This is a genomic window from Nocardia farcinica (assembly GCF_001182745.1).
In the GTDB taxonomy this organism is placed as follows: Bacteria; Actinomycetota; Actinomycetes; order Mycobacteriales; family Mycobacteriaceae; genus Nocardia; species Nocardia farcinica.
On the sequence record NZ_LN868938.1, the window covers coordinates 3,577,360 to 3,594,196 of the forward strand.

Genomic DNA, 16,837 nt, shown 5'->3' on the forward strand with positions numbered 1-16,837 from the left:
GGCCCCCGCCAGGAGGTAGCTCCGGTCGCGTGTCGAAAGCTGGTACATCACACTCACTCCTGTCGGGCAACGGCTGCACTACACAGGCGCGATCAGGGGCTGCCTGACCACGTGCGATCTTTCGTTTTCGAGAATGCCGCGACCGGGCTCACTTCATCGGCGGGCGGTCCTCAGGAAGTCGGCGAGCGCGAAGACTGCGATGTCTTGCCCGGCTTCCGCCTCCCGATCATGGCCGTCGAACACCACCACGCGCAAATCGGGTAGTTCGGCCGTATCGAGTCCGGACAGCGCGCTGTCGTCGGCCAGCAAATGGGTGATCCACTCGTCCGCCAGCACTCCGGTCAGGTCGTAGCCCGGCCCCTCGGGGGCGAGCACCAGGGTGGCCCCCGCCGCGCCCGCCGCCACGATCTCGGCGACGAACGCCGCGGAGTCCAGGCCGCCGTGCCGGAAGGTCCGCGACTCGTAGGTCAGCTTGGCCCGCGTCTGCATGCGTTCGGCCGCGGTCGCCAACGCGTCGTAGGTCACGATCGCCCCGTCGGCGAGCACCAGCGCGGGATGCTCGCCGCGCAACACCGTCACGCGATTGGCGTAGGTGACCGGCCTGCTCGACTCGGCGGCGACGAGGTCACGCACCTCGGCCGAGTCCAGCCGCAGCCACTGTCCGTCCGGCGAACCCGCGGTGCCCGCGACCAGACCGAGGACCGCGCCCTCGGGCAGTTCCGCGCGTCCGACCGGCGCCACGGCGGCACCCGCCTTGAGCACCGCCCACACCGCGACCACCGAGCCGACGTCCCGCGCGGGCGCCACCGCCACGACGCTGCCCGGCCCGCAGCCGCGCGCGATGAGCACCCGCGCCAGCCGGGAGGACTCGGCGTCGAGCTCGCGGAAGCTGGTCTCGGTCTCGCCGGCGGCCAGCGCCGGGGCGTCCGGGTCGTCCTCGACGGCGGCGGTGAGCAGCTGCGGCAGCTCGGTGCCGCCCGCGACGACGAACTCGTCCTCGTCGAACTCCGGCTCCGGCGCCGCCACCGCACCGCGTTCCTCGGGGTCGAGGATGTCGATGTCGCCGACGATCGCGCCGGCGTCCGCGCGCACCGCCCGCAGGATGCGTTCGAAGCGGCGGGCCATCGCCGCCACGGTCGCCTCGTCGAACAGGTCGGTGGCGTAGGTGAACGAGATCGCCAGTTCACCGGGTGTGCCGTCGGCGTGCTGGGTCGGCTGCACCACCAACTGCAGGTCGAACTTGGCGCTGAGCTGGTCGGATTCCAGCAGCGAGATGGTGAGCCCGGGCAGTTCGGCGCGCGGCGGGGCGAAATCCTCGAAGGTGATGGCGACCTGGAACAGCGGGGTCTGCTCACGCGAGCCACCCGCGATCACCTCGGCCACCCGCTCGAACGGGATGTCGGCGTGCGCGAACGCGGCCAGGTCGGTCTCCCTGGTCGCCTCGAGCAGCGCCTGGAAGGAGGCGGCCCGGTCGACCTCGGTGCGCAGGGTCAGGGTGTTGACGAACATGCCGACCAGGTCGTCGAGCGCGCGCTCGCCGCGGCCGGCGACCGGGGTGCCGATCGCGATGTCCGAGCTGCCGGACAGCCGGGCGAGCAGTACCGCGAGCGCGGCGTGCACGACCATGAACAGCGACGCCCGGTGCTCGTGCGCCAACCGGACCAGCCCGGCGTGCACGTCGTCGTCGACGACGATGCCGACACTGGCGCCGCGCTCGGACGGCGCCGGGGGCCGCGGGCGGTCCAGCGGCAGTTCCAGCGCCCCGGGCAGCCCGGCCAGCTGCTGCCGCCAGTAGTCCAGCTGACGCGCGGCCGGGGAATCCGGGTCCTCGTCGGTACCGACGACAGCGCGCTGCCAGAGGGCGTAGTCGGCGTACTGCACCGGCAGCGGCGCCCAGCCGGGCGCCTCGCCCTCGGTGCGGGCCAGGTAGGCGGTCACCAGGTCGCGGGCCAGCGGGGCGAGTGAGACGCCGTCGGCGCAGATGTGGTGCACCACGACGACCAGCACGTGCTCCTCGGCGCCCGCGGCGAGCAGGGCGATGCGCACCGGCGCGGCCTCGGTCACGTCGAAGCCCGCCGACATCAGCTCGCCGATGCGGGCGCGCGGGTCGGCCGGGTGCTCCACCGCGAGACCGTGCGGCAGCACCGCGGTCACCGGCAGCACCTGCTGATAGGGCTGCCCGCCCGGTCCCGTGGTGGGGAACCGGGTGCGCAGCGCCTCGTGCCGCACCAGCACGTCCTCGACGGCCAGCCGCAGCGCGTCGGTGTCGAGCGCGCCCGCGAGCCGGATCGCGAACGGCAGGTTGTAGGCGGCCGAGGCGGGATCGAGCTGGTTGAGCACCCACATCCGCTGCTGGGCGAGCGAGAGCGGCACCTGCTCGGGCCGTTCGGCCCTGGTCAGCGGCGGGCGCGCGGCGGCGTGGCGGCCCACGCCGGGCACGATGCGGGCCGCCAGCGCCGCGACGGTGGGCGCCTCGAACAGATCGCGCACCGAGACGTTGGTCTCCAGCGTCTCGTTGATCCGGGCCACCGCCCGGGTCGCGAGCAGCGAGTTGCCGCCGAGTGCGAAGTAGTCGTCGTCGGCGCCCACGCGGTCCAGGCCGAGCAGTTCGGCGTAGACGGTGGCGACGATCTCCTCCACCTGGGTCACCGGCGCGCGGAACTCCCTGGCGCGGAAGGTGGGTTCGGGCAGCGCCTTGCGGTCCAGCTTGCCGCTGGTGTTGAGCGGGAAGGCGTCGAGCACGACCACCGCGGCCGGGACCATGTAGGCGGGCAGTGTCGTGCCGACGGCGGCGAGCAGGTCGTCGGTGTCGACGGTCTCGCCCGGGCGGGGCACCACGTAGCCGACGAGCTGGTCACCGGTGGCCGTCGGCACCACCAGCACCGCGGCCTGGCTGATCTGCGGCTGCACCAGCAGCGCGGTCTCGATCTCGCCCAGCTCGATGCGCTGGCCGCGGAACTTCACCTGGAAGTCGGTGCGGCCCAAGTACTCCAGCCGGTGCGGCTGATCGCGCCACACCACCAGGTCACCGGTGCGGTACATGCGCGCGCCCGGCTCGAACGGGTTGGCCACGAACCGGTCGGCGGTGAGATCGGGCCGCGACACATAGCCGCGGGCCAGCTGCGCACCGGCCAGGTACAGCTCGCCGACCACACCCTCGGGCACCGCGCGCAGGCGCGCGTCCAGCACGTACACCCGGGTGTTCCACTGCGGCAGGCCGATCGGCACCGTGGCGACGTCCGTCTCCCGGGCGGGCCAGTACGTCACCGACACCGCGGCCTCGGTGGGGCCGTACAGGTTGTGCACGGCGGCGTCGGACATCGCGCGGACGGCGGCGACGGTTTCCGGCGGCAGCGCCTCACCGATGACGAAGATGTCCCGCAGCGTGGGCACCGAGCCGGGCGCGGTGTGGGTGGCGAACACCGTCAACATCGAGGGCACGAAGTCGGTGACCGTGACACGCTGCGCGGCAATGGTTTCGGCGATGTACACCGGGTCGCGGTGGCCGTCGTGGGTGGCGACCACCAGTTTCGCGCCCGCCCGCAGCGGCATGAAGTAACCCCACAGCGAAACGTCGAACGTCGTCGCCGTCTTCTGCAGATACACATCCCCCGGACCCATCGGATACTCCGACAGCATCCACTCGATCTGATTGTCGATCGCCCCGTGCGAGACCGCCACACCCTTCGGACGACCCGTCGAACCCGACGTGAAGATCACATACGCCGGATTGTCCCGACGCACCGGACGCACCAACTCCGCCGCCTCCACCGGCGCGGCCGAGTAGCCCGCCAGATCGACGGTGTCGAGCAGCACCAGATCGGTACCCGCGGGCACCGGCACCGCATCCGCCGTGGTGGACAGCACGCAGGCCGGCTGCGCGGTGTCGAGGATGTGCGCGATGCGCTCGGCCGGATGATCCGGATCCAACGGCACATACGCGCCACCGGCCGCGACCACCGCATACATACCGACCACGAGATCCAGCGACCGCCGGATCGCCAGGCCGACCAGCGACTCCGCGCCGACACCGCGCGCGATGAGCAGCCGGGCCAGCCGGTTGACCCGCTCGTCGAACTCGCGGTAGGTCAGCTCGGCGCCCTCGTAGGACAGCGCCACCGCGTCGGCGTGCGCGGCCACCGCGCGACGGTAGCCGTCCAGCAGCAGCCGCGCGGGCAGCGGGTGCGCGGTGTCGTTCCAGTCCAGCAGGATCCGCTGCCGCTCCCCCGGCTCCAACAGATCGATCGCGCCGACGCTGCGCCGGGCGTCCTCGACCACCGCGGTCAGGACGCGGCGCAACCGCTCGGCGAAGGCTGCCATCGTCGACTCGTCGAACAGGTCGGTGGCGTAGATGAACGAGGCCGCCATGCCCGCCGGGGCGCCGTCGGTCTCACGCGGCACCAGGGTCAGTTCCAGATCGAACTTCGCCAGCGGCGCACCCAGTTCCAGCGCCGCCGCGGTGAGGCCGGGCAGCCGCAGTTCGGTGTGGGCCATGTTCTGGAAGGTCAGCATCACCTGGAACAGCGGGTGCCTGCCCATCGACCGGGCGGGGTCGAGCAGCTCGACCAGCCGCTCGAAGGGCAGATCGGCGTGCGCGAAGGCCGCCACATCGGTCTGGCGGACCTGGGCGAGCAGTTCGGCGAAGCTCGCGTCCGGGTCGACGTCGCTGCGCAGCACCAGCGTGTTGACGAACATGCCGACCAGATCGTCGAGCGCCTCGTCGCCACGACCGGCCACCGCGGTGCCGACGGCGATGTCGGTGGTCCCCGACAGCCGCGCCAGCAGCACCGAGAACGCGGCGTGCATGACGAAGAACAGCGTCGAATTGTGCTGCTGCGCCAGGCTGTCCAGTGCCGCGTGCAGTTCGGCGTCGAGCTCGAAGGAGTACGCGGCGGCCCGGTTGGACATCACCGCCGGACGCGGACGGTCCGCGGGCAGGTCCAGCTGCTCGGGCAGCCCGGCCAGCTGCTCCCGCCAGAACGCGATCTGCTGGGCCAGCAGCGAATCCGGGTCGTCCTCGGCGCCGAGCGTCTCGCGCTGCCACAGCGCGTAGTCGGCGTACTGCACCGCCAGCGGCGCCCACCGCGGACGGTCGCCGTTCACGCGCACCGAATAGGCCGACATCAGGTCGCGGGTCAGCGGGCCCATCGAGAAGCCGTCACCGGCGATGTGATGCACCACGCACAGCAGCACGTGCTCCTCGGGCCCGAGCGCGAACAGCCGCAGCCGCACCGGCGGCGCGACGGTGACGTCGAACCCGCCCAGTGCGACGGTGCCGACCTGAGCGAACAGCTCCTCCTCGGTCGCGGTGACCACATCCAGCGCGGGCACGGCGCGCGGGTCGTCGAGCGGCAGCACCTCCTGCACGCCGTCCCCGTCGACCTCCGGGTAGACCGTGCGCAGCACCTCGTGGCGCTCCACCAGGTCACGCACGGCGGCTCGCAGGGCGTCCACGTGCAGCGCGCCGGTGAGACGCACGGCGACCGGAATGTTGTTGACGCCGCTGTCGGGATCGAAGCGGTTGAGGAACCACATCCGCTGCTGGGCATACGACAGCGGCACCCGCGCCGGACGCGGCACGGCGCGCAGCGCGGGTCGCGACGGCGCACCGAGCTGCTGCTGGAGTTGCGCGGCGAGCCCGGACACGCTCGGCGATTCGAACAGCAGCGGCAGCGGCACCCGGATGTCGAGTTCGGCGCCGATGCGGGCCACCGCCTGGGTGGCCAGCAGCGAGTTGCCGCCGAGTTCGAAGAAGTCGTCGTCGGCGCCGACCCGCTCCTCGGAATCCGGCAGCAGCAGCGCCGCGAACACGTCGGCGACGATCTGCTCGTAGCGGTTCGACGGCGCACGGAACGCCTTGCCCGCGAACACCGGAGCGGGCAGCGCGGCCCGGTCCAGCTTGCCGACCGCGTTCAGCGGCAGCTCGTCGAGCACCGTGATCGACGCCGGAACCATGTACGCGGGCAACGTCTTCCCGACGAACTCGGCCACCTCGGCGGTGTCCGGTTCGGTGCCCGGCTTGGCCAGCACGTAGGCGGCCAGCGCGGTGGTGCCCGACGGCAACGTCACACCCAGGGTCGCGGCGTAATCGATGTCGGGATGGGCGATCAGCGCGTTGTCGATCTCCCCCAATTCGATACGCAGGCCGCGGATCTTGACCTGGAAGTCCGAGCGGCCCATGTACTCGAACGCACCGTCGGACTCGCGACGGCGCACCAGATCGCCGGTGCGGTACATCCGGGAACCGGCCGAATCGGTTTCGCCGCCCGAGGATTCGGAAGCCGACGATTTGGCAGCGAACGGATTGGCAACGAACCGTTCCGCGGTCAACTCCGGCCTACCCCAATACCCGTACGCCAGCGACGGGCCCGCCAGATACAGCTCACCCACCACCCCGGCGGGCACCGGCCGCAGACGCGGGTCGAGCACGTAGGCGCCCACACCGGGGAACGCGGTGCCGATGGTGACCGGCTCGTCGGCGCGCAATTCCGCCGAGGTCACGATGACGGTGGTCTCGGTGGGCCCGTACACGTTGTGCATCGCCCGATCCGGGCGCTGCCAGCGGGCCACCAGCTCCGGATTGACCTTCTCGCCACCCACCACGACGGTGCGCACCGAGTCCAGACCCGCCGGATCCACCGACTCCAGCGCACCCGGGGTCATCAGCAGATCGGTCACCTGCTCGCGCCGCACCAGCTCGGCCATCTCCGCGCCGCCGTACACCATCGGCGGCGCCACGATCAACGTCGCGCCCTGGGAGAAGGCGAACAGCATCTCCATCAGCGAGAAATCGAAACTCGGCGAAGTGACGTGGGTGGCCCGCGAACCGACACCGAAACCGAACCGGGCACCGACCGCGGCGACCATCGCCAGGCCGTGGTGGGAGACCAGCACGCCCTTGGGTTTGCCGGTGGAACCGGAGGTGTAGATGACCCAGGCCGGATGCGCGGCGGTGAGCGGGCGCACCCGGTCGGCGTAGGAGATCGGGTGCGCGGGGCGCGCGGCGATCCGGGCCAGCTGCTCCGGGTCGTCCAGATCGATCCAGTCGACATCGCCACCGAGCGCGCCGCGATGCGCCGACGTGGTCAGCCCCACACGGGCGCCGGAGTCACCGAGGATGTGCGCGATGCGGTCGGCCGGATACGCCGGATCGACCGGCACATAGGTCGCGCCGGTCTTCGCGATCGCCCACAGGGAGGTCACCGACTCCACCGAGCGGGCGATGCCCATCGCCACGAAGTCGCCGGGGCCCATGCCGCGGTCGATCAGCTCCCGCGCCAGCCGCGACGAGGACTCGTCCAATTCCCGGTAGGTCAGCTCGCGCTGATCGGCCGGCGCACCCGTCGGATTGAATCGCAGCGCCACCGCCTCGGGCGCGGACTCGACAGCCGCCGTCAGCAACTGCGGCAACAGCGCCGCACCGGATCGGCGGCGACGCCCACCCGCACCGCGTGTACCGGCAGAACGACGAGCGCTATCCATCCGACTGCACACCTCTCGCGTCACATATGGCCACACGGCCGGTTACCTCAGCCCCACCCGAGGCCGTGCTTTCTGCTGCGCCAGCGCAGTCCGGGCCCGCTCGACCTGGCGCCATTGCCCCCGACAACGTCGGCAACCCTGTTCTAATCGTCCCCCCACATCGACCCGTTGCCACCGAGTGGCGCAGCTCACACTATCCGGCGGTGTGGGCCGGATCGCAAGGGGGTAACGCCCTGCGGTTGCGGCTTGTGTTGACACCGGTTACAGGAAGTTTAGGCGTAGGCCGAGCGAAGGCCGAAACGGGCTGGTCGGGTGCGAAACGGCGACGTGAGACGGGCACGCTAGCAGGCCGAGGTCGCCGTCGCGAGACGGCCACGCCGCCTGCGGGCCGCGTCGCCGAAGGCGGCCACCCGAACCAGCCCGCGTCACCCTCGCGAGACCGCCGCGCGAACGGACCCCCGTCATCGAAGGCAGCCATCCGAACGAACCGACACCGCCGTCGCGAGACGGCCACGCCCGCGAACTCACGCCGTCGGGAGACGGCTGCGGAACGGACCCCCGTCACCGAGACGGCCAAACCGACATTGTCATCGTGAGGCGGCCACGCCTGCGGACCCACGTCCCTCGACAAAGCGGCTTGCACGAGGGACCGGCGCAGGGTCGGCCGCGTGAACGGACCGTACGACGTCCCCCGGGGCATGGGCGGGTGATCGGCCCCGCGTTGCACGGGATCGCCCTCGGTCCGGAAAGTATCGATCCGTTCGCCGGAGGACGCGGTCGGATCACGGTCTACGGCCGCGTTCCTTACCCTCAGTGGGCAGACGGGCCCCAGTGCATCGGGACGCCCTTGGCGGCCAGGTAGGGCATCGGGTCGATCTTGTTGCCGCCCTGGTCCCAGATCTCCAGGTGCAGGTGGGGGCCGGTGGACTGGCCGCGGTTGCCGACGGTGGCGATGACGTCGCCCGCGTTGACGCGCTGGCCCGCCTGTACATACATGTCGTTGACGTGGCCGTAGACGGCGGTGGTGCCGTCGTCCTGCAGCACGCGCACCCACAGGCCGAAGCCGGAGGCGGGACCGGCCTCGATGACGGTGCCGCTGCTGACCGAGCGGATCGGGGCGCCGAGCGCGTCGGCGAAGTCGAGCCCGTAGTGGAACTGGCCCCAGCGGGTGCCGTAGCCGGAGCTGATGGCGCCGGCGACCGGGCGAACCGCCACGGGCGGCGCCACGTGCTGCTGGACGTTCTTGAGCACGTCCTCGACCTGGGCCAGCGGGGCGGCGATCTCCGGCGGCAGGTTCGGGATACCGAACGGCTGCTGCGCGACGTTCTGCGCGACCGGCGCGGCGACCTGGGTGACCGGCGCGGGATCGGCGGCCGGGGCGGGCTCGGCGATCTGCTTCGCCTCGGCGGCCGGGATCTCGGCGGTGCCCTTGAACGCGATGGCCTCCTCGGCGGCCTCGGTGTTGCGCGCGGGGGCCAGCGGCGATGCGGCGGCGAGGGCCGGGGCGACCTGCGCGGCGACGCCGACCAGGGCACCCGCGGCGACGGCGGCGCTCGCGGCGGCCCGCACCCGCTCACCCTGGCTGGACTGGGCACGGTGACGCGTCGGACGACCCGTGGCGCCGTGGCCGAGCAGGCTCTCGACGGTGATGGAACTGGGGCCAAGCCGGTGCTGCGACAAGATTCGTCCTCGCGTCCGTCCTACAGTTGCCAACGAACGCCGCCGCGTCACCCGCTGACCCGGGCCGACCATGTCGTCGGGATCGGCCGTGGTCCGCGATTTGTAACGTTTCGGCATCCGTTGTGACGGGAACTCTACCCTGTCGTGACCATTCCGCAACCTTCGGTCACGAATCGACGGTGAGGTCCATGTCACAGCGGCCGCGGGCGCAGACTCGGACCGTGATCATCGACGAACTGCGCGTCCCGATCGTGCTCGCCCCGATGGCGGGCGGCCCCTCCACTCCCGAACTCGCGGCCGCGGTCTGCGCGGCGGGCGGCCTCGGCACCGTCGCCGCCGGCTACCTGAGCGCCGCCGACACCGCGGCCAGGATCGAGGCCACCAGAAGCCGCACCGACGCCCCCTTCGGCGTGAACCTCTTCGTGCCGGGGCCGGCCACTCCCCGCACCGAATTCGCCGGGTATCTCGCCGAACTCGGCGAGCGCTTCGCACTCGGCGAGCCCCGCCACGACACCGACGACTGGGCCGCGAAGCTCGACCTCCTGGTGGCCGCCCCGGTGCCCGTGGTCAGCTGCACCTTCGGCTGCCCCACCGCCGCCGAGATCGCACGCCTGCACGCCGTCGGCACCGAGGTGTGGGTCACCGTGACCTCGGTGGCGGAGGCGCGCATCGCCGTCGAGGCGGGTGCGGACGTGCTCGTCGCGCAGGGCGCCGAGGCGGGCGGGCACCGGGCGACGTTCGTCGACCGGGTCGCCGACGACGCGATCGACCCGCTCGGCCTACTCACCCTGCTCCAACTGCTCACCGCCGCCACCGACCGGCCGATCGTCGCGGCGGGCGGTATCGCCACCGGCGCGGGCATTGCCGCCGTCCTGGCCGCGGGTGCCGCCGCCGCGCAACTGGGCACCGCGTTCCTGCGCTGCCCGGAAGCGGGCACCAACCCGGTGCACCGCGCCGCCGTGCCGACCGAGACGCCCACCATGCTGACGCGCGCGTTCACCGGCAGGCTCGCGCGCGGGGTGCGCAACGACTTCATGGCGCGACACTCCGCGAGCGCCCCGGCGGCCTATCCCGAAATCCACTTCGCGACAGCGCCGTTGCGCGCCGAAGCGCGGTCGTCCGGCAACCCGGAGAATGTCAATCTGTGGGCGGGCCAAGCACATTCGCTCGCGTCCGAGTTACCGGCGGGCGAACTCGTGCGACAGCTGGCCGAAGAGACGAAAGCCGCTCTGGACTCGGCACTTTCGCGCCGAATCCAGCCTTGTTGACAACGAGTATCGTTTACACTCGGGAAGGCATCGCAACCGCCATCCACCCCATCCCAGGAGGAGAGCGCCATGTCCCTCGATGTTCCCGCCGCCCTGCTCGAACGCGCCGAACGCGGTGAGATCGACGACGCCGACTTCGTCGACTGCGTGAAGAACTCGCTGCCCTACGCCTGGGAGGTCGTGAGCCGGGTCGTCGGCGACCTGCAGTCGGGCACAGCCGAATTCGCCGACAACGTGGTTCCGCCGCCGGACGAGACCGCCCGCGGGCAGCTACTGCGCGCGATGGCCTCCGACGCGATCCGCGGCGGCCTGGAGCGGCACTTCGGCGTCAAGCTCGCCTTCCAGAACTGCCACCGGGTGGCGGCCTTCCCGCTCAGCGCCGTGGGCGGCGACACCTACTCGACGTTCATCAGCACCCGGGCGCAGCTGCTCAACCAGAGCCCGGAACTGCGGAACTGCTGATCCGGCAGCCGCTTTCCCGCCCGGCGCGACACCCCGCGCCGGGCGGGTCGCCGTTCTCCCTCAGCCCCGCCCCGCCACGGCCTGCCCCTCCACGTAGTCGAGCGGGTCGAACCGGCGTGTCTTCCACCGGTACAGCCAGGTGATTCCCGGCCAGTTGTTGGTGATCCGGCCCGAGGCGTTGCGGTACCAGCTGGAGCAGAAGTTCCAGGGCGTGTCCCGCAGCCGCCGTTGCAGCCAGTCGTCCCAATTCTGTTCGACATCGGCGCGCGCGGCCAGATGACGGCCCGGCCGCGCGGTCACGTAGTCGATCACCTGCCGGATGTAGCGGGCCTGGGACTCGAGCATGTAGATGATCGAGCCCGCACCGACATTGGTGTTCGGGCCGTACATCATGAACAGGTTCGGGAACTCCGGCACCGAGAGTCCCAGGTAGGCGCGAGCGCCCTCGTCCGCCCACACGTCGGCCAGCTTGCGGCCGCCGAGCCCGTAGATGTTCATCGGCGCCAGGAATTCGGTGCCCTTGAAGCCGGTGCCGTAGATGATCACGTCGGCCTCGTGCAGGATGCCGTCCGCGGTGCGCACGCCGGTGGGCGTGATCTCGGTGATGGCCGTGGTCTCCACCGTCACGTTCGGCTGGGCCAGGGCCGGGAAGTAGTCGTTGGAGAACAGCCCGCGCTTGCAGCCGGGCTCGTAGTCCGGCGTCAGCTTGGCGCGCAGGACCGGATCGGCGACCTGGCGCTCCCGGTGCCGTTCGGCCAGCGCCACCACCGGCCCTTTGATCCACGGCAGATCGGTCAGCCCGAGCGCGAGGAACTCGAAGATCGCCCAGATCGCGAACCGCTCGGCCAGCCGGGTCGGCGGCAGGTACCGGAACAGGGCGTGGTGCAGCGCGCGGTACTCGACATCGGGCTTGGGCAACACCCACGCGGCCGAGCGCTGGAACAGCGTGAGGTGGGCGACGTCGGGCTGGATGCGCGGGATGTACTGGATGGCGCTGGCGCCGGTGCCGATGCAGGCCACCCGCTTGCCGGTGAGATCGATGTCGTGGTCCCACCGCGCGGAGTGGAAGGCGGCCCCGGTGAAGGTGTCGATGCCGGGGATGCTCGGCATCGCCGGACGCGAGAGCTGCCCCACCGCGGACACCAGGATCGCGCACCGCAGCTGCTCGCCGTCGGCGGTGGACACCGTCCAGCCGCCGCGGCTCTCGTCGAACTCGGCGTCGGTGACTTCGGTGCCGAACCGGATGAACCGTTCCAGATCGTGCTTGCGCGCCACGCTGCGCATGTAGTCGTGGATGTCGCGCTGCTCCGAGAAGCGCCGGGGCCAGTCCGCTTTCGGCTCGTGGGAGAACGAGTACAGCGGCGAGGGCACGTCGCAGGCGGCGCCGGGATAGGTGTTCTCCCGCCACACGCCGCCGAGGTCGGCGGCCTTCTCGAGGATGCGGAAATCGTCGAACCCGGCGCGCCGCAGTTCCAGCGCGAGGCCGAGCCCGCCGAACCCGGCGCCGATGATCAGGACGGACGGCGATGTCATCTTTCGAGCGTAAGCGCCGCACGCGCCGCGGAGCAGAGATCCGCGGACAACCGATCAGCATTTCCGGCCACACCCGCGCCCCGGCTCCAGCGACCACGACGGCCGCGCGAGCCCGTGGCATCGTCGCAGCCAGGAGCCCATTTTCCGGGCTCGCGTGCTTGTTTTTGCTCCGGCAGCTACCGTGACCTGCGGAAAGTGAAGGCGGGTGCCCCGAGGCCGAGCGCCACCACCACGGCTGACCCTTCGGTAGCATCCGGTGTGACGTGGCTCATGCCGGCCACCGACGAGAAGGAGTTCTTCGATGTTGAGCACCATGCAGGACGAGCCGCTGTCGCTGGCGACACTGCTGAAATACGCCGCCACCTTCCAGGGTGAGAGCACGGTGTCCACCTGGACCGGCGACGGCGTCCGCACGATGACCTACCGTGAGCTCGGCGCCGAGGCCGCCCGGCTGGCGAACGCGCTGAGCGGGCTCGGCATCGGCGTCGGTGACCGGGTCGGCACCTTCATGTGGAACAACAACGAGCACATGGTCGCCTACATCGGCGTCCCCGCGATGGGCGCGGTGCTGCACGCGTTGAACATCCGCCTCTTCCCCGAACAGCTCGTCTACGTGGCCAACCACGCCGAAGACAAGGTCGTCATCGTCGACGGCTCGCTGGTGCCGATGTTCGCCCAGCTGCTGCCGAACATGAAGACCGTGCGGCACGTCATCGTCGCCAACGGTGACGCCGCCACCCTGCAGGCGCCCGAGGGCGTGCAGGTGCACTCCTACTCCGAGCTGCTCGCCGGCCAGTCCGACAGCTACGACTTCCCGGTCATCGACGAGCGCTCCGCCGCCGCCATGTGCTACACCTCCGGCACCACCGGCGACCCCAAGGGCGTCGTCTACTCGCACCGCTCCAACTGGCTGCACGCCATGCAGGTCGTCTCGCCCTCGGGCATGGGCTTCAGCGGCGCCGACAGCGTGCTCGCCATCGTGCCGCTCTTCCACGCCAACGCCTGGGGCATCCCCTACGCCGCGCTCATGTCCGGCGCGAATGTCGTGATGCCCGACCGCTTCCTGCAGCCCGGCCCGCTGCTCGAGATCCTGGCGAACCTGAAGCCCACCTTCGCCGCCGCCGTGCCCACCATCTGGGGCGGCGTGCTCGCCGCGCTGGCCGCCCAGCCGCAGGACATCTCGCACCTGCGCACCGTCGTGGTCGGCGGCGCCGCCGTGCCCCCGTCGATGATGCACGCCTTCCAGGAGCGCCACGGCGTGCGCGTGCTGCACGCCTGGGGCATGACCGAGACCTCGCCGCTCGGCTCGGTCGCCCACGCGCCCGCCGGCGTCACCGGCGAGGAGGAATGGGCCTACCGCTACACCCAGGGCCGCTTCCCCGCCTCCGTGCAGGCCCGCCTGGTCGACGACGCGGGCAACGTCGTGCCCAACGACGGCGAATCCCTCGGCGAACTGGAAGTCAAGGGCCCCTGGATCACCGGCTCCTACTACTCCCCCGACGGCTCCCCCGTCGACCCCGACAAGTTCGACAACGGCTGGCTGCGCACCGGCGACGTCGGCAAGATCAGCCCCGACGGCTACCTCACCCTCGTCGACCGCTCCAAGGACGTCATCAAGTCCGGCGGTGAATGGATCTCCTCGGTCGACCTGGAGAACGCCGTCATGGGCCACCCCGCCGTCGCCGAGGCCGCCGTCATCGGCGTGCCCGACGAGAAGTGGGACGAGCGCCCCCTGGTCGCCATCGTCCTGGCCGAGGGCGCCACCGCCGAACCCACCGAACTGCGCGACTTCCTCGCCGACAAGTTCGCCAAGTGGCAGCTCCCCGAACACTGGACCTTCATCTCCGAAGTGCCCAAGACCAGCGTCGGCAAGTTCGACAAGAAGCAGCTGCGCGCCCAGTACGCCAACGGCGAACTGGACGTCAAGACCCTCGCCTGACCCCCGTGCGCCCGGCGGCCCCTTTCGCCGCCGGGCGCACCCCGGGGACGATGCTGCCTCCGGCCCGTCCACCCGGTAGACTGCCCCACGTCCATACCAGCCTTCGTAGCTCAGGGGATAGAGCACCGCTCTCCTAAAGCGGGTGTCGCAGGTTCGAATCCTGCCGAGGGCACCATATTTCTGCAGGTCAGGGGCGGTTTCAAAGATCATCCGTTCGACGTCCGGCGCGGTCGGATTCAGCTCCAGCTGCGACACCGCTACCAACGCGCCCTGTCTCAGATCGTAGAGCCGCCAGCTCGTTCCGTCAGTCAGGATGCCGACATACCGCCTGCCAAGCTCGTTGTGACGCTGCTGCACTGTCTGGGGTCGGTTCATCGGCACCGGAGGCGTGACCGGGCCTGCGTCACTGCGCCCGCCCGAAGACGATGCGGGCACGCCGACGAGGACTATTTCGCGCCGGGGTGCACGGCGCGTCGTTACGTCTGCCGACTGCTTTCTCGAGGGACGACCAAGATAGGCTGGTTCGCAGGACGCGATGAGTCAGGACTGCCGGTGCCGAGAAACAGACGCCCCCGCGATCGGGAGGAGAAGCGCGCCGAGATCGTCGCTGCCGCGCGGCGGTTGTTCACCGAACAGGGGTACGACGCGGTCCCCGTGAGCAGAATCGCTCAGGACGCCGGGGTGGTGTCGAACACGCTGTACTGGTATTTCCGGGACAAGGACGCGGTGTTGACAGCGGTACTGGACGATGTCCTGGCCGACTCGATGGCCCGGTACGGGGAGGTCCTCGACAACGACATCGTCGACCGACTGGTATGGGTCGTCGCGGAGCTGGAGCAGGTGAGCCGGTTGGTGACCACCGTGCACGCTCGCGCGAAGGAGTCGGAGGCGGTTCGGGACTGGCACGAGCAGTTCCACGCGTTGGCCGAGGGCTTGTTCCGGGCAGATCTCGCCGTGATCGGAGTTCCCGCGGACGAGTTGGACGCGATGACCTCGATCGGGGTGTTCGTGGTCGAGGGACTCCTGATGCATCCGGTCGACGACGAGGGCAAACGCGCGGTGATGGAAACACTGATCCAGAGCGCCCGCGCAAGAGCGGTCGCCGCCCGCTGAGGTGATCACCGGACGGCTACGCGAGCCGCGTGTCGTGCGGGTTCAGGTCGCGGCGGGCACGGTGTCGGCGAATTGCTCTGCCAGGAAGTCGATCTGATCGCGGACGGCGTCTTCGAAGTAGGTGCCGAGGTAGATGTCGAAGTGGTCGCAGGGGTACGTCTTCACCCGGACATGTGCCAGGCCCCACGCGCGGCGCTTGGTGGTTTCGGCGGGTGCGGCGGCGTCGTTGTCGCAGACGCACAGCAGGGTCGGCACGCCGGAGCGGGCCATGGCACGGCCGGGGCGGTACAGCGGTAGCCGCAACACCAAGCGGGCGGCCAGCGCATTGGCGGCGTCGAAGTCGTTGCCCGGGCCTCGGAACACGCCCCAGATCGAGTCGCGGCCCACCTTCGTGACCGGCTCGCGGTCGTCGGCGATCGTCAGTTCGATGTTCTCCGACAGCCGCGCACGCACCGAGGGCAACCTCCGCAGGAGGGCGCTGGAGCGCCGGGAAAGCCGGGTGCCGGGCGGCAACAGCGCCGACGCGCCCGCGATGGCGTCGGGTGAGGCCACAAATGCGGGCATCCACGAGGTTCCGGCCATCGGCACGAGAATGGGCTTGCTACCGAGCCAGGAACGTGCGGTGTCGAGGATGCCCACCGCCATCAGCGCGACAGCGCTCAGCGGCCCGGTCCGCAGTCGTGAGATCAGCGAGGCCGGTCCGTCGGTGAAGGGACATTGCGCGACGATGGCCGCCACCTGCGGATTGCCGCTGCCGACCTGCAGGACATGTCCGCCACCGAATGAGGTGCCCCACAAGGCGATCCGGTCGACATCGACCTCGGGCAGGGTGCGCGCGAAGGCCACAGCGGCCCGCCAGTCCGCGAGTTGGCGACCGATGTCGAGAAGCTGTCGCGGCCGGCCGCCGCTGGCCCCGAGGTGGCGGTAGTCGAAGACCAGCACCGACCAGCCGTTCGCGGCGAACCGTTCGGCGAAGGCCGCCAGGCGCATCTCCCGCACCGCGCCCAGCCCGTGCCCCATGATCACGATCGGTCGAGGCCCGGGCGCGCCGGGCGTGGTGTACAACCACGCCGCACACGGCACGCCGTCGGAGAGGAACTCCACATCGCGCCGCTGAACCGCCGCGGTGGCCGCACCTCGATCGATCGACTCGTCGGTCGCCATCCTTGATCCTTCCGCTCAGCGAACCCAGCGCTCTTGAACGTTGTCCAAGAACCGCGTGGCGACCACGATAGGCACTTCTTGAACGCTAGTCAAGAACGTGTCGTTCGGCGACCCCCGATCCTCGCCAGACCGCATCGGCCTGGAAGTCAGCGAGCGAGGACGTCGCCGTCCGCCGGGAATACTCCGAGACCAAACC

At 70.7% G+C, this 16,837-nt stretch carries 8 protein-coding genes and 1 tRNA gene; 5 read left to right on the top strand and 4 right to left on the bottom strand.

Annotation, left to right across the window (positions count from 1 at the left end; translation table 11 throughout):
• Window positions 1-153: 153 nt before the first annotated feature.
• Window positions 154-7,482 (bottom strand): non-ribosomal peptide synthetase, encoded by a 7,329-nt coding sequence (locus AMO33_RS16695; RefSeq protein ID WP_240327543.1) that lies wholly within the window; start codon window positions 7,480-7,482, stop codon window positions 154-156.
• 810 nt (window positions 7,483-8,292) lie between these two features.
• Window positions 8,293-9,162 (bottom strand): M23 family metallopeptidase, encoded by an 870-nt coding sequence (locus AMO33_RS16700; RefSeq protein ID WP_060593175.1) that lies wholly within the window; start codon window positions 9,160-9,162, stop codon window positions 8,293-8,295.
• A gap of 221 nt (window positions 9,163-9,383) precedes the next feature.
• Here AMO33_RS16700 and AMO33_RS16705 point away from each other — a divergent pair, with 221 nt between their 5' ends.
• Window positions 9,384-10,430, top strand: a complete 1,047-nt coding sequence (locus tag AMO33_RS16705; protein ID WP_240327544.1) for a nitronate monooxygenase — start codon at window positions 9,384-9,386, stop codon at window positions 10,428-10,430.
• Window positions 10,431-10,499: 69 nt separating this feature from the next.
• Complete coding sequence (locus tag AMO33_RS16710) at window positions 10,500-10,892, top strand: SCO5389 family protein (RefSeq protein WP_011207246.1); 393 nt, start codon at window positions 10,500-10,502, stop codon at window positions 10,890-10,892.
• 60 nt (window positions 10,893-10,952) lie between these two features.
• Here AMO33_RS16710 and AMO33_RS16715 read toward each other — a convergent pair whose 3' ends face one another.
• Window positions 10,953-12,425: a flavin-containing monooxygenase gene (locus AMO33_RS16715; RefSeq protein WP_060593176.1), complete on the bottom strand. Its 1,473-nt coding sequence runs from the start codon at window positions 12,423-12,425 to the stop codon at window positions 10,953-10,955.
• 301 nt (window positions 12,426-12,726) lie between these two features.
• Between AMO33_RS16715 and AMO33_RS16720 the strand changes: the two genes are divergently transcribed.
• The 3 genes from AMO33_RS16720 (at window position 12,727) to AMO33_RS31510 (ending at window position 15,477) form a co-directional block, all read left to right on the top strand.
• A complete protein-coding gene (locus AMO33_RS16720) occupies window positions 12,727-14,364 on the top strand; it encodes a long-chain fatty acid--CoA ligase (RefSeq protein WP_060593177.1) in 1,638 nt (545 codons plus the stop codon).
• Window positions 14,365-14,463: 99 nt separating this feature from the next.
• A tRNA-Arg gene (locus tag AMO33_RS16725) sits at window positions 14,464-14,539 on the top strand.
• 377 nt (window positions 14,540-14,916) lie between these two features.
• Window positions 14,917-15,477 carry a TetR/AcrR family transcriptional regulator gene (locus AMO33_RS31510; protein WP_060593178.1) on the top strand — a complete coding sequence of 187 codons (561 nt, stop codon included), beginning with the start codon at window positions 14,917-14,919 and terminating at the stop codon, window positions 15,475-15,477.
• A 42-nt stretch (window positions 15,478-15,519) separates the two neighbouring features.
• On the opposite strand, the gene AMO33_RS16735 is transcribed toward AMO33_RS31510, so the two are convergent.
• On the bottom strand, window positions 15,520-16,641 hold the full coding sequence (locus AMO33_RS16735; RefSeq protein WP_060593179.1) for an alpha/beta hydrolase: 1,122 nt from the start codon (window positions 16,639-16,641) through the stop codon (window positions 15,520-15,522).
• Window positions 16,642-16,837 lie beyond the last annotated feature (196 nt).